This is a genomic window from Kurthia sp. ISK08 (assembly GCF_046159805.1).
Classification (GTDB): domain Bacteria; phylum Bacillota; class Bacilli; order Bacillales_A; family Planococcaceae; genus Kurthia; species Kurthia gibsonii.
Window position 1 is genome coordinate 259,603 of the sequence record NZ_JBJXHL010000001.1, and the last position, 24,256, is coordinate 283,858.

The 24,256-nt window shown below is 37.0% G+C and carries 22 protein-coding genes; 2 read left to right on the forward strand and 20 right to left on the reverse strand.

Features of this window, described 5'->3' with window-relative positions:
• Positions 1 to 653 precede the first annotated feature (653 nt).
• The 14 genes from ACKVQX_RS01225 to ACKVQX_RS01290 form a co-directional block, all read right to left on the reverse strand.
• The gene (locus ACKVQX_RS01225; RefSeq protein WP_338838705.1) at positions 654 to 4,520 is read right to left on the reverse strand and encodes a PolC-type DNA polymerase III; all 3,867 of its coding nucleotides are present in this window, start codon (positions 4,518 to 4,520) and stop codon (positions 654 to 656) included.
• Positions 4,521 to 4,635: 115 nt separating this feature from the next.
• Complete coding sequence (locus tag ACKVQX_RS01230) at positions 4,636 to 6,345, reverse strand: proline--tRNA ligase (protein WP_068454766.1); 1,710 nt, start codon at positions 6,343 to 6,345, stop codon at positions 4,636 to 4,638.
• A 42-nt stretch (positions 6,346 to 6,387) separates the two neighbouring features.
• On the reverse strand, positions 6,388 to 7,647 hold the full coding sequence (gene rseP / locus ACKVQX_RS01235) for an RIP metalloprotease RseP (RefSeq protein WP_068454769.1): 1,260 nt from the start codon (positions 7,645 to 7,647) through the stop codon (positions 6,388 to 6,390).
• A 41-nt stretch (positions 7,648 to 7,688) separates the two neighbouring features.
• The gene (dxr, locus tag ACKVQX_RS01240) at positions 7,689 to 8,834 is read right to left on the reverse strand and encodes a 1-deoxy-D-xylulose-5-phosphate reductoisomerase (protein ID WP_068454772.1); all 1,146 of its coding nucleotides are present in this window, start codon (positions 8,832 to 8,834) and stop codon (positions 7,689 to 7,691) included.
• An 11-nt stretch (positions 8,835 to 8,845) separates the two neighbouring features.
• Complete coding sequence (locus ACKVQX_RS01245) at positions 8,846 to 9,640, reverse strand: phosphatidate cytidylyltransferase (protein WP_087680156.1); 795 nt, start codon at positions 9,638 to 9,640, stop codon at positions 8,846 to 8,848.
• 3 nt (positions 9,641 to 9,643) lie between these two features.
• Complete coding sequence (locus ACKVQX_RS01250) at positions 9,644 to 10,429, reverse strand: isoprenyl transferase (RefSeq protein WP_068454778.1); 786 nt, start codon at positions 10,427 to 10,429, stop codon at positions 9,644 to 9,646.
• 158 nt (positions 10,430 to 10,587) lie between these two features.
• Positions 10,588 to 11,145 (reverse strand): ribosome recycling factor, encoded by a 558-nt coding sequence (frr, locus tag ACKVQX_RS01255; RefSeq protein WP_068454781.1) that lies wholly within the window; start codon positions 11,143 to 11,145, stop codon positions 10,588 to 10,590.
• Positions 11,146 to 11,163: 18 nt separating this feature from the next.
• A complete protein-coding gene (pyrH, locus tag ACKVQX_RS01260) occupies positions 11,164 to 11,877 on the reverse strand; it encodes a UMP kinase (RefSeq protein WP_068454784.1) in 714 nt (237 codons plus the stop codon).
• Positions 11,878 to 11,972: 95 nt separating this feature from the next.
• Positions 11,973 to 12,857, reverse strand: a complete 885-nt coding sequence (gene tsf / locus ACKVQX_RS01265) for a translation elongation factor Ts (RefSeq protein ID WP_068454787.1) — start codon at positions 12,855 to 12,857, stop codon at positions 11,973 to 11,975.
• 96 nt (positions 12,858 to 12,953) lie between these two features.
• Positions 12,954 to 13,676: a 30S ribosomal protein S2 gene (gene rpsB / locus ACKVQX_RS01270; RefSeq protein ID WP_068454789.1), complete on the reverse strand. Its 723-nt coding sequence runs from the start codon at positions 13,674 to 13,676 to the stop codon at positions 12,954 to 12,956.
• Positions 13,677 to 13,835: 159 nt separating this feature from the next.
• Complete coding sequence (locus ACKVQX_RS01275; protein WP_068454792.1) at positions 13,836 to 14,351, reverse strand: hypothetical protein; 516 nt, start codon at positions 14,349 to 14,351, stop codon at positions 13,836 to 13,838.
• Between the two features lie 15 nt (positions 14,352 to 14,366).
• Positions 14,367 to 14,675 (reverse strand): hypothetical protein, encoded by a 309-nt coding sequence (locus ACKVQX_RS01280; protein ID WP_068454795.1) that lies wholly within the window; start codon positions 14,673 to 14,675, stop codon positions 14,367 to 14,369.
• A gap of 29 nt (positions 14,676 to 14,704) precedes the next feature.
• The gene (locus tag ACKVQX_RS01285; RefSeq protein WP_068454799.1) at positions 14,705 to 15,475 is read right to left on the reverse strand and encodes a FliA/WhiG family RNA polymerase sigma factor; all 771 of its coding nucleotides are present in this window, start codon (positions 15,473 to 15,475) and stop codon (positions 14,705 to 14,707) included.
• Positions 15,476 to 15,570: 95 nt separating this feature from the next.
• Positions 15,571 to 16,245: a GntR family transcriptional regulator gene (locus ACKVQX_RS01290; RefSeq protein WP_368634194.1), complete on the reverse strand. Its 675-nt coding sequence runs from the start codon at positions 16,243 to 16,245 to the stop codon at positions 15,571 to 15,573.
• Positions 16,246 to 16,449: 204 nt separating this feature from the next.
• On the opposite strand from ACKVQX_RS01290, the gene ACKVQX_RS01295 reads away from it, so the two are divergent.
• Entirely contained in the window at positions 16,450 to 17,733 is a 1,284-nt protein-coding gene (locus ACKVQX_RS01295; protein WP_342302592.1) for an MFS transporter, read from the forward strand.
• Between the two features lies 1 nt (position 17,734).
• The gene (locus ACKVQX_RS01300) at positions 17,735 to 18,985 is read left to right on the forward strand and encodes a M20 family metallopeptidase (protein ID WP_368634195.1); all 1,251 of its coding nucleotides are present in this window, start codon (positions 17,735 to 17,737) and stop codon (positions 18,983 to 18,985) included.
• Between the two features lie 146 nt (positions 18,986 to 19,131).
• Here the strand turns inward: ACKVQX_RS01300 and ACKVQX_RS01305 are convergent, their stop codons facing one another.
• From ACKVQX_RS01305 to ACKVQX_RS01330, 6 genes are read right to left on the reverse strand one after another with little or no spacing between them, the layout of a single operon-like run.
• Positions 19,132 to 19,494, reverse strand: coding sequence for a hypothetical protein (locus ACKVQX_RS01305; RefSeq protein WP_068454809.1), 363 nt, complete (start codon positions 19,492 to 19,494; stop codon positions 19,132 to 19,134).
• Positions 19,494 to 19,994, reverse strand: a complete 501-nt coding sequence (locus ACKVQX_RS01310) for a chemotaxis protein CheD (RefSeq protein ID WP_068454812.1) — start codon at positions 19,992 to 19,994, stop codon at positions 19,494 to 19,496. The genes ACKVQX_RS01305 and ACKVQX_RS01310 overlap by 1 nt, the downstream gene beginning before the upstream one ends.
• Before the next feature lies 1 nt (position 19,995).
• Entirely contained in the window at positions 19,996 to 20,625 is a 630-nt protein-coding gene (locus ACKVQX_RS01315; protein WP_068454815.1) for a chemotaxis protein CheC, read from the reverse strand.
• 9 nt (positions 20,626 to 20,634) lie between these two features.
• Positions 20,635 to 21,081, reverse strand: a complete 447-nt coding sequence (locus tag ACKVQX_RS01320) for a chemotaxis protein CheW (protein WP_068454818.1) — start codon at positions 21,079 to 21,081, stop codon at positions 20,635 to 20,637.
• Positions 21,082 to 21,096: 15 nt separating this feature from the next.
• Entirely contained in the window at positions 21,097 to 23,148 is a 2,052-nt protein-coding gene (locus ACKVQX_RS01325) for a chemotaxis protein CheA (protein WP_342302589.1), read from the reverse strand.
• 10 nt (positions 23,149 to 23,158) lie between these two features.
• Positions 23,159 to 24,253 (reverse strand): chemotaxis response regulator protein-glutamate methylesterase, encoded by a 1,095-nt coding sequence (locus tag ACKVQX_RS01330; RefSeq protein WP_087680162.1) that lies wholly within the window; start codon positions 24,251 to 24,253, stop codon positions 23,159 to 23,161.
• Positions 24,254 to 24,256 lie beyond the last annotated feature (3 nt).

The window sequence follows — 24,256 nt, forward strand, 5'->3', positions numbered from 1 at the left end:
ACGGAGTTTCTTAGCATTAGCGATTGTTTATAAATCCTTCGTTTGACTATGCCCCTTCGCTCCACATCCATTACAAATGCTTCAACACTACTACGGGCTGCTGCCAGCTACTTTAAGAAAGTCATTTCCTACTTTCAAGACTTCATTTGGCTTCTCCATCAGTCTAGTAGCCTTCACACGTTCCGTATAAAACTATCCCTTCATTATGGTTGCCTTAGGTACTCTCTCTGACCCGTCACCTAGTACAGCAAAAGCAGGTTACTTGCTGTGCCGAATATCCTTCGAATGGATAAACGCAGTCACACCCCCAAAAGATAGGATGACCACAGATGAACTACTGCAAGCAGTAGTCTCCACTTCTCAGTGAAGCTGTCCTTACGAGCCTTTCCAAGCGAGAGTTCGTCTCCTTACCATAGCAACTTTTATAGGACCCCCACCTCTACTGACATCTACTTGTCATGCTTTCGAGATGAACTTTAGCGAGCTCTCTGACTTTTCCTTTGTGAGAAATTCCAAGCCAGTCGCAGTGTTTAGGGTGTTTCACTACTCCCTGTAAGTAGTGGAAAGGGATTTCACCTTCCGAATCGTTTTATACAGTTCTCTATAAGAAAACTGTTTTAGTTTAATGTCTTCGTTTTCTTAACGGGGCAGTTTTATCCAACATTTCTGTTAGGGTTGTACTGCCAACGTGTCGCACCTTTCGGGAACATGTACTTAATTTTCTTACATGATTCGATATACCATTTCGGTACATTTTCAGCCATCATCGCTTCTTCCATATCTTCCGTTAACCCTTTACCTTTACGCACATGCTCCATAATTTTAAAGGCTAATGAAGGTTCTAACCCTTGATAGATTAAATAAACCATAATATCATCACGACAACCGATTACTTCAGATAATACACACGTTCCATTTTCAATCAGCTCACTTGCATTACCAAGCCATACATCTGTTCCATGTGAAAGTCCTGAAATTTGAACTAACTCTGAGAAAGTAGATGGTTTCGTTTCTTCTAACATTCCACGTACAAACTTCGTACCAAACTCAGGAATACCATACGTTCCTGTTTTTGCTTTAATTTGTTCAGGTGTTACACCAAGTGGTTCGGGTCCTTGGAAGATTGCCATTACTTCTGGATCGTCTGTTGGAATGGTTTTCGGGTCAATCCCTGTTAAATCAAGTAACATACGAATAACAGTCGGATCATCGTGTCCAAGTATATCGAGTTTTAAAATATTATCATGAATTGAATGGAAGTCGAAGTGTGTTGTTCGCCATTCTGAACCTTGATCATCTGCTGGATATTGAATCGGTGTAAAATCGAAAATATCCATATAGTTCGGTACAACAATGATACCACCTGGATGCTGTCCTGTTGTTCGTTTCACGCCTGTACAACCTTGAACGAGGCGGTCTACTTCTGCTCCTCTAAAGTTAATATTATGGTCTGTTCCATATCCTTTTACATAACCATATGCTGTCTTTTCAGCTACTGTACCAATTGTTCCAGCACGGAATGCATAGTCTTCACCAAACAATACTTTTGTATAGTTATGCGCCTGTGGTTGATACTCACCTGAGAAGTTCAAATCAATATCGGGTACCTTGTCTCCCTTGAACCCTAAGAAAGTTTCAAACGGAATATCTTGTCCATCTTTACTGTATGGAACATGACAATCTGGACAATTTTTATTCGGTAAATCGTAGCCCGAACCTACAGAACCATCATCGAAGAACTCTGATTTTTTACAGTTTGGACAGACATAGTGTGGTGGCAATGGATTTACTTCTGTAATCTCCATAAAGGTCGCAACGAGTGACGAACCTACAGAACCACGCGAACCTACTAAATAACCATCAGATAATGATTTTTTTACAAGCTTATGTGAAATTAAATAGATTACAGAGAAACCATGACCGATAATCGACTTCAATTCTTTATCAATTCGTTTTTCTACAATTTCAGGTAATTCCTCACCATAAATATAATGGGCCATCTCATATGTCATACGACGTACTTCATCTTCTGCACCATCAATTTTTGGTGTATATAAATCATCTTTTAATGGAATAACTTCATCCATTTGTTCCGCTAGTGCGCGTGAATTGTCTACAACGATTCTTTTTGCCTCGTCATCACCTAAAAAAGCAAATTCGTCGAGCATTTCATTCGTTGTTCTAAAATGTACGTCTGGCAGTGTATTTCGATTTAAAGGATTCGCACCGCCCTGTGAACGAATCAGAATCTGTCTAAAAATCGCATCTTCTTTGTGTAGGTAATGCACGTTCCCTGTCGCAATAACAGGCTTATCTAGCTTCTTACCAACTTTAATAATTTTACGGATAATATCTTGCATGTTCCACTCATCTTTAATTAACTCTGACTCAATAAGTGGCGCATACACTGCTGGTGGATGTACTTCTAAATAATCATAGAACTTCGCAATTTCGATTGCTTCATCTAATGATTTTTGCATGACTGCTGTAAAGAATTCCCCTTTACTACACCCTGACCCTACAATTAAACCTTCGCGATAACGCTGTAGTGTTGAACGCTTAATACGTGGCATACGGTAGAATGTTTCTGTGTAAGATTCACTCAACATTTTGAACATATTTTTTAGACCATCATTTGTTTTTGCAAGTACCGTACAATGCATTGGTCGTGCACGTTTGTAAGCATCGCCACCACCGATATACTTATTAAAGTCATCGTGATATGCAATTCCTTTTGCAGTTGCTTCCTTCATTAAATGAAGTAGTAAGTAACCTGTTGCTTCCGTATCATAAATCGCACGGTGATGCTGTGTTAATTCGATATTGAATTTTTTACATAATGTATTTAAACGGTGGTTCTTCATCGTTGGATGTAAAAAACGTGCCAATTCTAATGTATCAATTACAGGGTGATGGAAATCATCAATATTCGCTTGTTTGTATGCTTCGTATAAGAAACCAATATCAAATGATGCGTTATGTGCAACAACAATGCCATCACCAATAAAGTCATGGAATTTCGCAATCATATCGACGACTTCCGGTGCATCCTGTACCATATCATCTGTGATACCTGTCAATTCAATCGTTGTAGAAGATAATTTATGGTGTGGATTTGCAAAACTCTCAAACTTGTCCACTACTTCACCATTCACAATCTTAACAGCTGCTAATTCGATGATTGTATCGTAGGCTGCAGATAGACCTGTTGTCTCAACGTCAAAGACGACATATGTCGCATCTTCTAAAGCGATATGTTGTTCATCATAAGCGATTGGTACACCATCATCTACAAGATTAATTTCGACACCATAAATCACTTTTACGCCATGCTTTTTCCCCGCATTATGCGCATCAGGGAATGACTGTGCTACGTTGTGATCGGTAATTGCAATGGCTGGGTGTCCCCATTTTGCAGCTGCTGCAATTAAATCAGCCGTTGGTGTAACAGCATCCATCGTACTCATTGGTGTATGTAGATGCAGTTCAACACGCTTTTCATCTTCAGGTGCCGTATCTTGTCGAATAACTGGTTTTGTTTCCACGATATCTTGTGCCATCACAATTAAATCACGCACGAATGTATCGTTTTGTACAGAACCTCGTACCTTCACCCACATCCCTTTTTTCGCCATCTGCATAATAGCAGCATCTTCTTTATCACGCGAAAACATCTTCACAAGAATCGAATCTGTGTAGTCTGAAACTTTTAATGTCAGTAATGAACGACCACTACGCAGCTCTTTCACCTCTGCATCGAATACAAATCCTTCGATAATGACGCGACGTTCTTCATCTTGAATTTGATGGATTTCCATAAAGTTCTCATCATTCTTAATTGGAATACCTAGTTGGAATGGTTGATTTGATACATCAATACCATCTGGATTTTGTTGACGTTCCTTCTCACGTTTTTGTAAGTCTTCCACTGCTTTTTTCGAAATTTCTTCTTCTTCAATACGACGCTGTTCTAAGAATTTTTGCTGTGCTTCCGCCATTTCCTGTGTAACATCTTTCACTTGGAAATCAAAGTGTAATGATGGGAATCCATATTGCTGATAAGTTTCGCTTAATTTTTCTGCATATTTATTACGTAGTGTTGCTTGTTCAAAGTCTTGGTTACAATATAGAACCAGCTTCTGTCCCATCATTTCAGGCACTTGCTTCGATAAAATTTCACGTAATGGGGGCGATAATTCATCTTGGTCTTGTACGACGCGCGTCCAATAAGAACGAATAAGCTCCTCATCTATTTCAGGTTGTGCAACTGTAATGGCTAATTGTGTTGTTGCAATACTTTTAAAAGCATTCATCACATGTTGCTCAAAACGCGCAAAATAGCTATATGGTAAAATACGAGGTAGTTTCAAAGCAAATAACCATACACGTTTTGATTTTTGAACCGTTAAGCGCTGTAATTCACCGCCTTCTACATAGTGAAGATCTTGGTCTTCAGTTAAACCAATTTGTTGTAACAAAATATGAAACTGTTGACGTGCTTCTGCTGCTTCTTGTGACATATAAATCTCCTTTCGTTTAAAAGTCGAAAAGGCTGCCCTGAAAAGTCATCTATACACATGACTTTTAGAGACAACCTTCCTCCTTCATTCGTTTATAACGTATTTTTCAATCGACTTATAGTGTTTGAAAAATGTTGTTGATTCGATCCACAACTTCTTCTTTTGCACATTCGAATGTTTCGCCGCTATGACGAATTTTCACTTCTACAATACCTTCAGAAGCTTTTTTACCTACTGTAATACGAACAGGTAAACCAATTAAATCTGCATCTGTAAATTTAACGCCCGCACGTTCTGCACGTTCATCAAATAATACATCATAACGATATGATTTTAATAATTTGTACAGTTCTTCACCTAGTTCTAATTGTGCTTCATCTTTTGGATTAACCGAGATTAAATGCACATCATAAGGCGCAATTTGTTTTGGCCATACAAACCCGTATGAATCTTGGCATTGTTCTGCTACTGCAGATAGAATACGTGATACACCAATACCGTAACAACCCATAATGAATGGTTGCGCACGACCGTTTTCATCTAAAAATGTTGCTTTCATTGAATCAGAGTATTTTGTGCCTAATTTGAAGACATGTCCTACTTCGATTCCTTCTGCAAACTTAATTGTACCTTCACCATCTGGAGATGGGTCCCCAACTTGGATGAAACGGATATCCTCATAGCGATCAATCGCAAAGTCACGACCTGGATTTACATTGATATAATGCATACCATCTTCGTTCGCTCCAGCTACACCGTTACGAATCGACTTAATCGCATGGTCTGCAACGACTTTCACACCGATTGGTAATTTAATTGGACCTAGGCTACCAATATGGCTACCAAGTAATTCATGAATTTCAGCATCTTCTGCTAGTTCAACAGAAGTTGCACCTAATGCATTTTTTAATTTAATGTCATTTACTTCGTGGTCGCCACGACATAAAACAACAACTAATTCTTCGTCTACTTTAAATACTAATGTTTTAATAATATTTTCAGATACGATATCTAAGAAAGCTGATACTTCTTCGATTGTTTTTTGGTCTGGTGTTGCTACTTTTTCTAATTCTTTCATGTCTTCATCTGAATGGCTATATTCTACTTTTACTTCAGCCATTTCAATATTTGCTGCATAATCTGAAGAATCTGAGTAAGCAATTGTATCTTCACCGATTTCAGAAAGTACCATGAACTCATGTGTACCTGCTGTACCACCAATTGAACCAGAGTCAGCAATTACTGCACGGAAGTTCAAACCAAGACGGTTAAAGATATTTGTATAAGCTTGCACCATATCGTTATATGTTTCATCTAAACTGTCATATGATGCGTGGAATGAATAAGCATCTTTCATGATAAATTCGCGTCCACGTAACAAACCAAAACGAGGGCGTTTTTCATCACGGAATTTTGTTTGAATTTGATATAGCGTTAATGGTAATTTTTTGTACGATTTCAACTCGTCACGAACAAGTGATGTAACAACTTCTTCATGTGTTGGTCCTAATGCAAATTGACGGTTGTGACGGTCTGTTAAACGCATTAGTTCTGGACCATATGCTTCCCAACGACCTGACTCTTCCCATAGCTCTGCTGATTGTAAAGCAGGCATTAAAATTTCATTTGAACCAATAGCATCCATTTCTTCACGTACAATGTTTTCAATCTTAGAAAGCACTTTACGAGCTAACGGTAAATAAGAGTATACTCCACTTGTATTTTGACGGATAAATCCTGCGCGTAATAACAACTGATGCGATTTTACTTCAGCATCTGCTGGTGTTTCGCGTAAAGTTGGAATAAATGTTTTTGATTGTTTCATTCGTTAACCTCACCTTTTGGCTATTCTATTTTCTCTCTTTAATTAAAAGAAGAATTTTTGTATATCGTTCCATGTCACAGCAATCATTAATACCATCAACAATGCAAAACCGACAAAATGAACCATACCTTCTTTTTGTTTATCAATTGGCTTCCCTCGAACTGCTTCATATCCAAAGAATAATAAGCGTCCGCCATCTAATGCTGGTAGCGGTAATAAATTCATAATACCTAAGTTAATACTTAATACGGCTGCCCAGTTCATTAATGTCATAAAGCCATACTTTGCAACTTCTTCTGTTGCTTTATAAATTCCAACCGGTCCTGATAAAGCATCCAGCGTAAAGTGACCTGTCACTAACAGACCTAGAAGTTCAGCAATCTTCACTATCCAATTATACGTCTGTTCAAATCCATAAGGAATAGCTTTTAGCGGATTTTTTTCATACGTGTTCGCATATTGAATACCGATTTGCCCTACTTTTTCTTTATTTACTTCAGCTGCTTTTGGCGTTACTTCAATCGGTACGATTTTGCCATCTCGCTTTACTTCTAAATCGATTGGTTTATTCGCACTGCTTTGAATCACTTCTGATAGTTGCTCCCATTTTGAAATGGACTTGCCATCTACAGAGACGACTAAATCATCCTTTTGCATGCCTGCTTGCTGTGCAGGGCTGTCTTTTACAACATTTGCGATAATTGGTTCATTCGTTGGAATACCTTGAACAAGACCAATAATCATAAAGAAGACAATCGCTAAAATAAAGTTGAATAAAGGACCTGCAAAAATCGTCATTGCACGCTTTCCTAATGACTTCGCATTAAATGTACGGTCATAAGGCGCAATAATCGTCTGTTGACCATTTTCTTCAATGACAGCATCGCGCGCTACATTATAACGTACTAAATTCTCATCTTCATCATAGCCTTCTACCCATAATCCTTTTAAAAGGTCTGCTTTTTCAACTTCTAAAAAGAGCATATCGGGCAGTTGTTTATTCTGATTTAACACAATACGTGACATTTCGTCTTGATCATTTAATAAAAAACCAATGCGATAACCTGGTTGTAACTCGGTCGTATCCATATCCTCTCCAGCCATTCGTACATATCCACCCATCGGCAGTAAACGAATTGTGTAGAGTGTTTCTCCCTTTGTAATCCCAATAATTTTTGGTCCAAAGCCAATCGCAAATTCACGTACTAAAATACCTGAACGTTTTGCGAAAATAAAATGGCCTAATTCGTGGAAGAATACGATGGAACCGAACACTAAAATAAACGCAATTGCTGCTTGCATGTTCTCCCACCTTCTTCGAGTTAAAAAGTTGTATTACATTTTTATTTTATCATGCTTCGAACAGATTTTCTTGTTTCTTGGTCTACATGTAAAATTGTTTCTAAATCAGGATTTAAAATATTTTCATGAGACTGCATCATACGATCAATCACATCTTCAATCTCCAAGAATTTAATTTTTTCATGTAAAAAGGCATCTACTGCCGCTTCATTTGCAGCATTCATTACAGTTAAAATCGTGCCGCCCATACGCCCTGCTTCATAAGCAAATCCAAGACAACGGAAACGCTCAAAGTCTACATTTTCAAAATGAAGTTGACCTATTTTCGCTAAATCTAGACGTTGTGCGTTAGGTCGTGGTAAGCGCTCTGGGTAACTTAGTGCATATTGAATTGGTGTACGCATATCTGGTGTACCAAGTTGCGCCATAACCGATGTATCATGATATTCAACCATTGAATGGATGATGCTCTCACGGTGAATTAAAACATCAATATCATCATAAGACATATCATATAATACTGCTGCCTCAATTACTTCAAGACCTTTATTCATTAATGTAGCTGAATCAATGGTAATTTTTGCACCCATCGACCAGTTGGGATGGTTTAGCGCTTCTTTTACAGTTACATCTTTTAATTGCTCACGTGTTTGGTCGCGGAAGCTACCACCAGAAGCTGTTAAAATCAGTTTTGAAATCGATTTGGGATCTTCTCCAACCATCGCTTGCCATAGGGCCGAATGTTCACTATCGACAGGCAAAATTGGCGCACCATATTTCTTCGCCTCTGCCATCACAAGATGTCCCGCTGTTACAAGTGTTTCTTTATTAGCAATCGCAATCGCTTTTTTTTGACGAATTGCTGCTAATGTAGGCTCTAAACCTACTGAACCTAAAACAGAATTCAGTAAATACGTTGAGTCTGCATATGTAGCTACATCAATTAAACCTTGATTTCCAAATGTAAAATCCGTTTTTGGAAACTCTTTTTGTAATGCGCGTGCATCTTCTTCTTGTAACACAGAGACTAATTTCGGTTGAAACTCTCGAATAATCTCTTTTGTTTTTTCAATATTTCGTCCAACTGATAATGCTGAAATTTGAAATGACTCTGGATGTTCTTTTACGATATCAAGTGTTTGTTGACCAATCGACCCTGTCGCACCTAATAAACTAATTGATTTCATGTTTCATTCCCCTATCCAACAAAATGAATGAAGTGTAACAATGGTAGAACAAAAATCAAACTATCAAAACGATCTAAAATACCACCATGTCCCGGTAAAATATTACCCGAATCCTTCACGCCATATTGTCTTTTAATTGCTGACTCTACTAAATCACCAAGTTGGCCAATCATCGATGCTACAACAGCAACAAGTAGTAATAAACCATAATTCACATCTAATTGCGCAAAGTATTGGAAAATTACTGTCGCAATCACTGCAATGACAATACCACCAACAAAACCTTCAATTGTCTTTTTTGGTGAAATTTCAGGCCATAATTTATGTTTTCCTAGTTTACGTCCAACAAAGTATGCGCCTGAATCTGTAGACCATACAATAACTAGGGCAAATACAATATAAGCAATACCTTCTGTTCTTGTTGAAATAAAGTAATGGAAACCGACACCAACATAGAACACACTGGCTACAATAAATGCTACCGCATCAAAGGTTACTTTATTTTTCACTACAACTGTATAAATTAGTAGTAAAAGTACAAAAATCGAAAGATATTCTAGCTGCGAAAAGGATGTTGTATCCTCTACTTTTATTGCCCATTCACGAGGCATTAATACAACACACATTGCTAAAAAACCGAGCAAGCCCGGAATTGAGAAAAAGGAAAGTCCTTTCATTCTTAGCATTTCAAAAAGCCCTATCGCTGCCATTGCATAGACCAAAATCGTAAATGGTAAATGACCATATACGACAAATGGAATAAACAAAGCGGCAGCGATTACGGCTGTGATAATACGCTGTTTCACTTTTTATTCTCCTTTCAACCCACCATAACGACGATTACGCTTTTGGAAATCTTCAATTGCATCTAATAATTTTTCGTCTGTAAACTCTGGCCAATGTACGTCTGTAAACCAAAATTCAGTATACGCCAGCTGCCATAATAAAAAGTTGCTTAGACGAATTTCGCCACTTGTTCGAATTAATAAATCTGGCTCTGGTAGCTTAGATGTCATTAAATAATCCGAAATGACTTCTTCTGTAATTTCTTCTGGTTGCAAATCGCCCTGTTTGACAAGTTGCGCTAGACGTTGCATCGCTAAAACAATTTCACGTCTGCTTCCATAATTGAATGCAAAATTCAGTATCATACCTGTATTGTTTTTTGTTTCTTTCATTGCATGTTGAATCGCGCGACTTGTGTATTCTGGTACACCATCCATCTCGCCAATCATCTCAACACGAATATTCAAATCCATGAGTTCAGGAATAAAAGAATTTAAAAACTCTTCCGGTAAACGCATAAGAAATTCTACTTCCTTAGATGGTCGTTTCCAATTTTCCGTTGAGAAAGCATACAAAGTAATCGCACCAACACCCATACGATTCGCTGCGCGCGTAATACGTCGAATATTTTGCATGCCTTCACGATGCCCTAAAAATCTCGGCAGCGCACGTTTATTTGCCCAGCGACCATTTCCATCCATAATAATTGCAATATGATTCGGTACATCTTGTTGGCTTAAACTCGCCACTCGTTCATCGATTGACTGAATTGCTTTTTCTGATTTCTTCCATCCAAGTTTATCTAACATTTAGAATCCTCCACTAGCTTACAAATCGGAACGTATACTGAACTTATCATAACAAAAATACGAATATATTTCCTCTTTTAAAAAGTATTTTCCAATTGATTTAAAAAAGACGTCCCTTTGTCAATAGGACGTCTTATAAACCCACAAAGTTCTAATGATTATACTTCAAGAATTTCTTTTTCTTTTTCAGCAGTTAATTCATCGATTTTTGCGATGTGCTGATCTGTTAATTTTTGAACGTCTTCACCGTATCCACGTAAGTCGTCTTCTGTAATTTCGCCTGCTTTTTCAAGTTTTTTGAACTCATCATTTGCATCACGACGAATATTACGAACTGCAACTTTCGCTTCTTCTGCTTCTTTGCTTACTTGTTTTACTAATTCCTTACGACGTTCTTCTGTTAATGCTGGAATTGTTAATCGAATTACATTACCGTCATTTGTTGGTGTAATACCGATATCTGAACGCATAATTTCTTTTTCAATCTCACCTAAGATTGTTTTATCGTATGGTGTAATAACTAATAGACGCGCTTCTGGCACTGTAATACTTGCCATTTGAGTTAAAGGTGTTGGTGCACCATAGTACTCAACATTAATACGATCAAGTAAAGATGCATTTGCACGACCAGCACGAATACTTGCTAGATTACGTGAAAAAGCAGCGATTGATTTTGACATTTTTTCTGAAGCTAAATCGACAACTGTTTTAGACATTTGAATTCCTCCTAATAATTATTTACTTACAACTGTACCGATTGGTTCACCTAATACAGCACGCTTAATGTTTCCATCTTCCATCAATGAGAATACAACTAATGAGATATTATTATCCATGCATAGAGTAGATGCTGTAGAATCCATTACTTGTAGACCTTGTTGGATAACTTCTAAGTATGTTAGTTGATCATATTTCACAGCAGTTGTATCTAATTTTGGATCTGCTGAATATACGCCATCTACATTATTTTTAGCCATTAAAATGACATCTGCTTCAATTTCAGCAGCACGTAATGCAGCTGTTGTATCTGTTGAGAAATATGGATTCCCAGTACCTGCAGCAAAAATGACAACGCGTTTTTTCTCTAAATGACGAACTGCTTTTCTACGAATATACGGCTCTGCAACTTGTGTCATCACAATCGATGATTGAACGCGCGTTTCGACTCCTAGGTTCTCTAATGAATCTTGAAGTGCTAGTGCATTCATTACGGTTGCTAACATACCCATATAATCGGCATTTGCTCGTTCCATGCCCATTTCGGCACCAATTTTACCTCTCCAAATGTTTCCGCCACCTACTACTAGGGCAACTTCCACATCTAGATCTACTACTTCTTTAATTTGTTGGGCAACCGATTTAACGATTTGTGGCGATAGGCCAAAACCTTGATCTCCTGCTAAAGCTTCCCCACTTAATTTAATGACAACGCGTTTATATTGCGGCATTTTCTGGACCTCCATCATACTTTTTTATTGAAAAATAGGGAACACGAAGTTTAGCTTGTGCTCCCTAGAAATGACATATTGTATGTTTATTGAAATTAGTTACCTTTAACTTGGCTCATTACTTCTTCAGCAAAGTTATCTTCACGTTTTTCAATACCTTCGCCTACTTCGAAGCGAACCATAGAAGTTAATTTACCACCAGCAGTTGTTAAGAAAGTACCAACAGTTACATCTGGGTTTTTAACGAATGGTTGGTCAAGAACACAAATTTCTTTGAAGTACTTGTTAAGACGACCTTCAACCATTTTCGCAACGATGTTTTCTGGTTTACCTTCGTTAAGTGCTTGTTCAGTTAATACTTTACGCTCATGTTCTACTTCTTCAGCAGAGATTTGGTCATGAGAGATGTATTTAGGGTTTAAAGCAGCGATGTGCATTGCAACGTCTTTCGCTACTTCTGCATCAGTAGTACCTTCAACAAGTGCTAATACACCGATACGTCCGCCCATGTGTAGGTAAGCGCCGAAAGCGTCAGCGTCTGTTTTAGTTTCGATTACAAAACGACGTAAGCTGATTTTTTCACCGATTGTAGCGATTGCAGAAGAAATGTGATCAGATACTTTTGCACCGTTAGACATCGTAGATTCTAAAGCAGCTTCTACGTCAGCAGGTTGTACTTCTAGTAAGTGGTCAGCTAATTCTTTTACTAAAACTTGGAAACCTTCGTTTTTAGCAACGAAATCAGTTTCAGCATTTACTTCTAATAATACAGCTGTGTTACCTTTTTCTGCGATGAAAGTAGTACCTTCAGCAGCAACACGGTCAGCTTTTTTGCCTGCAGCAGCAAGACCTTTTTCACGAAGGAAGTCTACAGCAGCGTCGATGTCACCATCAGTTTGAACTAATGCTTTTTTACAATCCATCATACCAGCACCAGTTTTTTCACGTAATTCTTTTACTAATTGAGCAGTAATTGCCATGATATTTTTCCTCCTAATATCTATCCTATTATATTCTCAAAAAAAGGTGATAAGAGGGTTTAGCCGCTTATCACCTATTTCAAACTTGCCTAGAAATTACTCAGCAGCTTCTTCAGCTTCAACTTGAGCTTCATCTTCACCTTGTTTAGACTCCATTAAAGCGTCAGCCATTTTAGAAGTGATTAATTTTACAGCGCGGATTGCGTCATCGTTTGAAGGAATAACGTAATCGATTTCGTCTGGATCACAGTTAGTATCAACCATTGCCACAAGTGGAATGTTTAATTTGTGAGCTTCAGCTACAGCGATGCGTTCTTTACGTGGGTCAACCACGAACATTACATCTGGAATAGCTTTCATATCACGGATACCGCCTAAGAATTTCACAAGACGTTCGTGTTGTTTTTTAAGTTGAACAACTTCTTTTTTAGGAAGTACAGCGAAAGTACCGTCTTCTTCCATTTGCTCGATTTGTTTCATACGAGCAACACGTTTTTGGATTGTACCGAAGTTAGTTAAAGTACCACCTAACCAGCGTTGGTTGATGTAGTAGTTACCTGAACGTTCAGCTTCATCTTTAATTGCTTCTTGAGCTTGTTTTTTAGTACCAACGAAAAGAACTTTACCACCGTCTGCACCAACTTGACGCATGAAGTCGTAAGCTTCTTCTAATTTTTTAACTGTTTTTTGTAAATCGATGATGTAGATACCGTTACGCTCCACAAAGATGAATTTTTTCATTTTTGGGTTCCAACGGCGAGTTTGGTGACCGAAATGTACACCAGCTTCTAGTAATTGTTTCATTGAAATTACTGACATTTGTATTGCCTCCTAAAGGTTTTGTATTTGATTTCCTCCGCATTCATCCACTGCATGAGAACTCCTTCATTGAAAGAGCACCACTCATTGCATCAGAATACGTGTGTATTTAACACCGTTTGTAATAGTACCATAATATTAACAGTGTGACAAGTTATTTTACTTGTTTTTTTCTTGGAACTTAATCATTAACTCCACTTCGGTTTTACCTCGGTTTAGTTCTTTTGCAATTTCATCAATTGACTTACCGCGCATATACATTTCCTTTACCCGTTCATCAATCGTTTGAAGCTTTTCTTCTGGTACTGGCTGTTTTGAAGTTTGTACGCCATATGCTTTTTTTGCATAAGATTTTGGTAGTGTGAACGTTGGTTCTTTCGTATCTTTTTCTTGCACGTCAATTATTACTTCTTCTTTTACTTGTCGTTTTTCAGTTACTTGATCATTTGGCGCTTGTTTAGAAGGTGATGCTTGTTTCTTTAAAGCTTCAATCAATCGCGCATTCTCATCTTCAATATCCACTAAGAACGACGAGATTGACGCTTCCATCTCTTCAATTAATCGCTCTTGTCGTTGTTCATTTTGTTTAAAACGATTCATCTTCATATTGAGTAATACTAAAAAATAAAAACAAAGTAAAAGGAGAATGAATAGAATCGTCACTATGATTACCATCTCATTCTCTCCTCCTTATCCACTAAAATCAAAAAAGTTTCCTTTATAGGGATGCTTTGTTCGATTTTTATTTAGTTTTTCATTTTCTTCGCGTTCTTCTTTTTCTTTTCTTTCTCTCTCTTGATCTTTCGGTTCATCTTGTCGCAATTCTTTGAGCTTTTCAGATTCTAACAAAGAGGTGTGATTCTTTTCGATTTGTTTATTCAAAGCTGCATTTGCCAAGTCTTGCCCAGCATTTACTTGTTGCTGCGCTTGTTCAACTTGTTTTCCCGCATCAAAAGTCTTAGGTATCGCAATTTGTAACTCTATGCCTTTTAAACTCATCGCTCATCTCTCCTCTACACACTAAAAAATCACGTATTATTCATTTCATCCTGTAATAAATTTTTTAGTTTAAATAACGCTTTAGAATGAATTTGAGAAATACGTGATGTCGATAAATTTAATACTTCACCAATCTCAGTTAATGTTAATTCATCTGTATAAAACATACTTAATACAAGCTGTTCTTTTTCGTTAAGATGCTTAATACTTTCTGCTAAATCTTGCAACAACTCTGTTTGAACCGCTTGCTGTTCGGGTGTTTTTGTTACTTCATCTCGAATGACGAAACTTTTATTATCGACTTCATCAAAGTCCTGTAGTTGTTCATCGATTGATAAGACATTCGAAAAAAGATGCTCTTGCATCGTTTGATATACTTCTTCGATTGGTACATCCAATTCTTTTGCTACTTCTTCTGGTGTAACATGACGCTTTAGACGCTGTTCCATCGCCTCAATTTTCGCATCTAACTTTTTCGTTTTTTCACGTGCTGATCTTGGTAACCAATCTTCTTTTCTTAAACCATCAATGATTGCACCACGCACGCGAAAAGATGCATAGGTATCAAATTTTAAGTCGCGTGTAATGTCAAATTTATTAAGCGCATCAAAAAGTCCCATCATCCCGAGGCTCATTAGTTCATCTCTTGATACACTTTTAGGTAATCCTGTACTAATTCGTTGCACATGATATGACACTAAAGATTTATATTTTTTCATGAGCAAATCGCCAGCACGAGGATCTTTGTGAGCGGACCAATCTTGCCATAGTTTCGTTTCTTGCGTTGAAGCCGATTGCATCTGCTACGCCCTCCATTTCTTCGTTCAATACTTATGAAATATTATAACAAATACTTTTTACAAATGGGAACTTAAACAAGGAACTTCTTAACCTTCTATACTTTTTTGTAACGATATAGTGAAGGTTCTTGCTTTCGAATGAAAATTTCCACTTGTTCTTTTGCCATCTCAATATCATTTTTTTCAATCGCTTCGATTGTTTGCAACAAACTTTCATAACGCTCTTCTAAACGATTGAAGTCCGTCCAATACACACGGCAGTATGTTAGTGTGATACAAGAAATATCATTGTACATCTTTTTAAATGCTAGATTATCTGCTACTTCTGTCATTAAACGTAGAATACGATCACAATCTAAAATATATGCCACAATATTTCTTTCGTTTAAACTAGATTTTGCTTCTACTGCTAATTGTTTTAAGTTTTCAATTTGCTCAGTTGTCCAAAGTTGTTGTGCATATGTCAATATAATCCACGTTAATTCTACTAAGGCATCTGTATAGGCAATAAATTCTTTATCCGTAAATTCTTTTACACGTACGCCTTTACGGGGTAAGCGTTCTAATACACCTAAATTTTCTAGAATATAAAACGATTCTCTAACAGGAATATTACTTACACCAAGAGCCATTGCAACATTTGATTCTTTCACTCGTTCGCCATGTTTTAGTTCTCCTGTAAATACTTTAAGTAAAATTTGATTAGCTATTGTATAAGGTAATAACTCTTTTTGTTCTTCATCTAACATATAATAATTTTTTAATTCCACAGCTTGTCAGCCCCTCATTTTTTCGTTCTCACGTTAAAGATAATTTAATTTTACCAAATCTTCTATTTCAAGTAGACATTTTATAAAATTATATATAATATATAATATATAATTTAGCTAATATTATAAAGCAACACTTTCTTGAAACATAATTGCAATTAAAAAACTGAATATTCGCCATTTTAAAACAAAGGGGAAATACTTATGAAAAAAGATGGGAAGATTTTTTACGGTTGGTGGATTTTACTCGCTTCAATTATGATTATGACTTTTTTATACGCACCAATTGCAAACTTAGTATCCTTGTTTATTAAACCTGTTACGGAAGATTTAAAAATGGAACGTGCTGATTTTATGAATTATTACACGATTATGGCGCTCGCATCGATGGTTGCTGCTCCTCTTGCTGGTCGTTTAATGAAGCGTATTCCAATTCGTATTTATTTAACGACTTTCACATTATTCGGTGCTATTTCTTATATTGGTTTTTCATTTTCTTCAACTGCTTGGCAATTCTATTTATTCGCAATTCCTATGGGAGCTGCTCTTGCTGGTGCTGCAATGATTCCTGTGTCTGTATTAATTACAAACTGGTTCGTTGAAAAACGAGGTCTAGCACTTGGTATTGCTTTAGCAGGTACAGGTTTAGGTGGTGCAATCTTAAGTCCGATTACCTCTTGGTTAATTACAGACTTTGGATGGCGCACAGCTTACTTAACAATTGGGATCATCATCATTGTAGCGATTATTCCATTTACACTTTTCATTGTCACACTTACACCTGAAAGCAAAGGTTTGTTACCTTTAGGCGCGAAAGATATACCAACAAATGAAAACGCTCACAAACCTATATCAGGTGTTTCACAAAAGAGAACATTTTTATCTCTATCTTTCTGGTGCTTCTGTCTAGCTATTTTAGTTGCAGGTATTGTTATCAATGGATTGATTATCAACATGGTTCCATATTTAACCGACTTAGGTGCTTCACCACAACATGCGGCACTACTTCTTTCACTTGGTTCTATTATGGTCATCGGTGGTAAATTACTAATTGGTAAATTATATGACTCACTCGGCTTATTTATTACAATTACGATTATTTGTATTGGCTCTTTCGCAGCATTATTCTTTATGATGCACGGAAACCTACTGATCCCAGGTATCTTATTCACGATTGGTATGGGTATTGGCGGCACTGCTGTTACAGTAACACCTGCTTATTTAACAGGCGCTTTATTCGGCGAAAAAGACTATGGTGCAAAATATGGAATCGTTGCGATCTTCACATCACTTGGAGCAGCGATTACACCGATTGTATCAGGTGCCATTTATTCAATTAATCAATCATACGATTTATTAATTTATGTATTACTTGGATTAACTGTTGCAGAAATCATTTTATTTACAGTCGCAATTAAAACAAAACCAAAAGCAGATGAGGAATTAACAGTTGAAACAACAACCATAACAAATGAAGGAGGTATTTAATATGCATACGATTTTAGAACAAGCCGAAAAAATTGAACAACAAATTATTTCTGACCGTCGCCATTTGCATCAACATCCAGAATTAGGATTTGAATTACCTGAAACACAGCAATACATCTTAAATCGTTTACAGGAGATGGGGATTGAAGGGAAGCCTTGTGGTGTACTACCAGATGAGGTAAGAGAAAAATATGCACGTGCTGGGTTCCCAGAGCAAGCACATTGTACAGGGGTTGTAGCTACAATCGGACAGGGTGAACCTTGTATATTACTTCGTGCTGACATGGATGCTTTACCGATTGAGGAAGAAGTAGACGTTTCTTATCAATCAACAAGACCTGGGAAAATGCATGCATGTGGACATGATTCCCATGTTGCGATGCTACTTGGTGCGGCGCAAATATTAAAAGCACATGAAGCTGACTTACAAGGTACTGTTAAATTGATGTTCCAACCTGGTGAAGAATGGGGATTCGGTTCTAAACTCATGTTAGATGATGGATTGCTTGAACATCCAAAAGTGAACGCCGCCTTTGCTATTCATATCATGCCTGATCAAGAAGCGGGTACAGTTTCAATTCACGAGGGAATCGTCTCCCAAGCGATGGATTCTTATATTGTAGATATTCAAGGAAATGGTGGTCATAGCTCGCAACCGCATAAGACAATTGATGCGAATATGATTATGAATCAACTATATACAAGTTTAAATCTATTATTTACAAGAGAGGCTAACCCGAGCGCGCACGTTACTTTTTCAGTTGGTGCGATGAGCGGTGGGACTGTCACGAATGTTATTCCTGATAAAGCTGTATTACAAGGAAATATGCGTAGTTATAACCAAACAATTCGTGACCACTTATGTAAACGAATCCCAGAAATGATTGACCATACAGTAAAAGCATGGCGCGGTGATTACACAGTAACTGAGTTTCATACACCAACAACTTATAATGATCCAACAATGGTAAAGTTACTTACTCCATTCATTGAAGAGATTGTTGGAAAAGAACAAGTTGTAGATTTAGGTATGTTGAGTGGTTCAGAAGACTTCTCACATATCTCACAAGAAGTACCTGCTACATTCATCGTGTTAGGAACAGGAAAAGAAGGAAATGCGCCTGTCCATAACCCACGTATGCAACAGCAGGAAGAAATTTTTAAATACGGTGCAGCATTACACGCACATATTGCGATGCAGTGGCTAGCTCAACAAGTAAATGTCTCAAAACAAGCTGTAACTAATTCATAAGATAAAAAGAAGAGGTTGGGACATAAGTACAAAAAACACATCCCACATGAGCATAAGAAAAACTGGAATCGCGCTGTGGCGCGGTTCCAGTTTTTCGTTGCGAACTCTAAAAAAGGAAGATAACATGTTTCCTAGCCTCTTCTTTTTTATTTTCCATCTTGCATCATTGTTTGAATCGCTTTAGCAATCTCCTCTGACTGTTCATCTGAAAACTCAACAGTCGGTTCTGGTGAAGGTAATGACTCTTCGCTACTTCTTTCCTCTTTTGCTATAGCTTCTGTACCTGATTCAACACCTTCATCAGGCTGTTCTAACTGATCTGAAGGTGTCGCTATAATATAAGCAATTAATGCACGTACAATATAAGCCACTATAAAAGCAATAGCTGCCCACATTAAACCGTATAAAATAGTTGTTAGAGGAGCTTGATTACTTTGAAATCGCGCAAAAAAGTAAATTGTGAAACCTGCTAAAGCAAACCAAAAGTTATAAAATATTGAACCAAACATTAGAGATCTTTCACCCCTTGATTTACTGTTCTAATATTTAACAAACCCGTTTCAGGATTAAATTCAATTGTTCTTCCACTATTCCCACCTGTATCTTGTGCTAATACAGGAATCATATATTTTCTTAATTGCTCGATTACTGCTTCTACGTTACGAGGTCCGATACGCATCGTATCATTTGAAGATGTAAACTGAAACATTTGCGCGCCGCCTGCAATTTTTGCTTTTAGTTTATAAGATGAAGCTCCAGCTTTTTTTAATGCTTCAATTAATGCTGGAATGCCTGTATCTGCAAATTTCGCAATATTCATCGTTCCACTTTTAGCTACTTTTGAATCTGGTAACATAATATGAATAAGTCCTGCAATACCTTTAGATTGATCGTAAACAACCACCCCAACGCATGAACCAAGTCCTGATGTTCGAATTGTTGAGGGTGCTGTTACGATGTCCATTTGGGCAATGCCCACTTTGACAACACTTTGACTTCCAATAATCATTTTACGACACTCCCAATGCTTTAAAAATGGCTTTAAAAGACTCTGGGTTTGGTAGTAAAAAGAAATGTCCATTAACTTGTTCATCTTCTGTCATCGTTTCTTCAAAAATCGATGTATCAATCACAATTACATGATCACTTATTTGTGACAGTTCAATTAATCCAAAACTAATGATGGCACCGAACATATCAACACTTAAAGCGGGTGGAGTGGGATAAATTTTAAGCCCTGTAAAATCTGACAATGCAGATAGATATGAACCTGACAAAATATTTCCTAACTCTTGCATTGCTGATACGCCTAGCTCCAAGTTATTTTGTTTCTGTAAATCAAAATGTTCATCATGAATTAAACGACGTATAAAACGATTTGCTTGTTCAATTGGTAGGATGAAGAACATACCACCTTCTGCATCTCCATCAATTTGTAAATAAGTTCCTGCGACTACTTGTTCAGCACCACCGCCACGTTCAACCATTTCATCAAACGAAACCATCTCAACTGCTGGTACACGCATATCAATTTTTGTATTTAATAATCCTGATAATGCAGTTGCTGCGTGTGCTGCACCGATATTGCCAATCTCTTTTAATACATCTAAATGAAATGAAGTAATATTTGTCATATTCATCTACCTTCTTTACTTTAAGGTATTTAGTACTTTTTCTAAGTTTAATAAAATAAGCAAACGTTTATCAATTTTTGCTACGCCAGCAATGAATTCTTCTTCTAATGACCCAACCACTTCTGGTTGTGGTTCGATTGCATTTTTAGGTAAGTCCATTACATCATTTGCTGCATCAACGATTAATCCAACTTCCATATCTGCGTATGAAATAATAATGATACGTGTATCCTCACCTTGAACATCTGAATGAATACCAAAACGCTCACGTAAATCGATAATCGGTGTTACTACACCACGTAAATTAATAACACCTTTTACATAATGTACGGTACTTGGCACACGTGTAATAAAGACCGTTTTTTCGATTCCCTGTACTTGTGATACTGGAATAGCATATTCCTTATCGCCTAATTGAAAGACGATGACTTTTACGACTTCTGTATCTAATAATTCTGTCATAGCTGACACCTCTTTCTATTTAATAAGTGCGTTACAATCAACAATTAATGCAACTTGTCCATTTCCTAAAATTGTTGCTCCAGAAATCGCAAATACATTCGTTAAGTAGTTTCCTAAAGATTTTAATACAATTTCTTGTTGTCCAATAAATGAGTCCACAACTAAACCTGCAATACGATCGCCCTTACGCACTAAAACAACAGATAGGAATCCATCATCTTCATGATCTTCACGCGGTACTTCAAAGATTTCATCTAAGAAAACAAGTGGCACAACTTTACCTCGGAAATCAATGACTTTTTGATTATGTGCATTTAAAATATCGCTACGTTTAATAATCGATGTTTCAATAATTGAAGATAGCGGCACTGCATACACTTCTTTTTCGATTTCAACAAGCATAACTGAGATAATTGATAATGTTAATGGTAACTGAATTGAGAATAATGAACCTTTACCATGTTCAGACTCAATACTAATACTTCCACCTAATGACTCAATTGTTGATTTCACAACATCTAAACCAACGCCTCGTCCTGATACATCTGAGATAACTTCAGCTGTTGAGAAACCAGAAGCTAAAATCAACTCATTAATCTGATTATCTGTCATAGAATGACTTGCTTCTTCAGTTACGACACCTTTAGAAATTGCTTTTTGTAATACGCGTTCACGATCAATACCAGCACCATCATCTTCAATTTCAATAAATACGTGGTTACCACTATGATATGCGCGCAATTCGACTGAACCTGTTTCTGGTTTTCCAGCTGCTAAACGCTCTTCTGGCGATTCGATACCATGATCCAATGCATTACGGATTAAGTGAACAAGTGGATCACCAATTTCATCAATCACTGTACGATCTAATTCTGTTTCAGCACCAATAATTTCTAAATTGATTTTCTTTTTTAAATCTCGCGATAATTGACGAACCATTTTAGGGAATCTGTTAAATACCGTTTCTACAGGAACCATACGCATATTTAAAATAATATTTTGAAGATCGCCCGACACGCGTGTCATACGCTCTACTGTGTCGTTTAATTCGTTATGGTTTAATTCCATTGAAATGGATTGTAAACGTCCTCGATCAATAACCAATTCCTCAAATAGATTCATTAAGATATCTAAACGCTCGATATTGACGCGAATTGTTTTACTTGAATTATTATTTTTCACGGTTTTTGGTGCTTCTGTTTTTGTCGGTGTGGCTTTTGTAGGAGTTGGCTTTGGCGTCTCTACTGCCGCTACTTCTTCCACTTTCTTTTCTACTACATCACTTGGCATTTCCATCTTCTTCAATTGAACAGGTTGTACATTAACAACATCTACTTCTGAAACTTTCATAAGCTTTTGTTTTAAATCGTCTTGATTTTCTTTTGTTACAAAAGCAACTGAAAAGTCCGTATCAAACTTTTCTTCTTCTAATTTTTCAACTGTCGGCGTAGATTTAATAACCTCACCTAACTTTTCTAAAATCTCAAATACCATATATACACGCGCTGCTTTTAATAGGCAGTCTTCACGTAATGAGATATTGATTTCATAAGCTGAAAATCCTTGTTCCATTGATTGTTCTAAAACTGTTTGTTCAAAGTCATCAAAGATGAGTTTTGATTCAGCTACTTCAGTTACAGTTTCAGAAAGTGCAGCAGCTACGACTGTTTCAATATTTTCGATTGATTCGCCTGATTCTAAGCGTTTTAACTTTTCAACTGTTTGTGTGACATCTTTTTTACCGTCTCCACCATTTGAAATATCAGACACCATTTCTTCTAAGTGATCTACTGATTCGAAAACTACATCTAATAACTCAGCTGTTACTTGAATTTTATGATTACGTATTGCATCTAAAACATTCTCCATTTTGTGTGTTAAATCGGCAATATCTTCAAATCCCATCGTCGCTGACATACCTTTTAATGTATGTGCGTTACGGAAAATATCATTTACAATCTCGATATTGTCTGGATTTTGTTCTAATACTAATAAACTTTCACTACATGATTGTAGATGCTCATTACTTTCATCAATGAATACCTCTAAATATTGATTTGTATCCATAGTTCCCCTCCTAGTATAAATAATTCAAAATAGCTTGAGGTATTTCGTCTAATGGTGCAACGCGATCAACTAACCCCGTTTTTTCTGCCGATTTCGGCATACCATATACTACGCACGTACGCTCATCTTCTGAAATAACACGTGTATTCCCAGATCGCTTTAACATTTTAATTCCCTTAGAACCATCTGCACCCATACCGGTCATAATGACAGCAATACGATCAATGTCTGTTAATGTAGCTACACTATCAAATAACACGTCTACTGCTGGTTTATGCCCGCCTACGACTGGAGCATGTTCATCAATATGAATTGAATATGTCATACCTACTTTTCTAGCGGTCATTTGATAACCTCCAGGTGCAATATAAGCTGTGCCTGGTTGTAATAAATCACCCTGCTCAGCTTCTTTAACTGTTATATCGGATAGTTGATCCAATCTTTTTGCTAAAGATTTTGTAAAACCTGGTGGCATATGCTGTACGATTAGGATGGGTGCCTTTATATCTTTTGGTAATCGTGTTAAAACTTCTTGAAGTGCTCTTGGTCCACCTGTAGATGTACCAATCAAAATAATTTTTTTATGGTTTTTATGCCAAACTTGATTTGTCTTTTCTTGTATTCTCTTTTCTACTATTATAGGTTTTTCAAATATCGGTTTCTTGATTGGTATTTTTGATATACGTTCTTTTCTGCGTAACTTCTCTATTGGTATATTTGATGCGGCAATGACTTTTTCAATTAAATCATCCTTAATTTTGTCTAAATCAAGTGAAATTGTACCACTTGGCTTGGCAATGAAATCTACTGCACCATTCGCTATTGCTTCCATCGTAATAGCTGCATCTGCTGTCGTAGTAGATGAAAGCATGACGACTGGTTTTGGATTTTCAATCATTAACTGCTTTACGGCCTCAACACCTGTCATTTCTGGCATTTCAACATCCATTGTCAAAACATCTGGATTTAGTATTCTCACTTTTTCTAAAGCATCTCTACCATTACGTGCAGTCCCAACCACTTCTATATGTGCATTTTCTGAAAAAAATTCTGTAATTAGTTTTCTCATAAAGGCTGAATCATCTACGATGAGCAATTTTTTCATGGA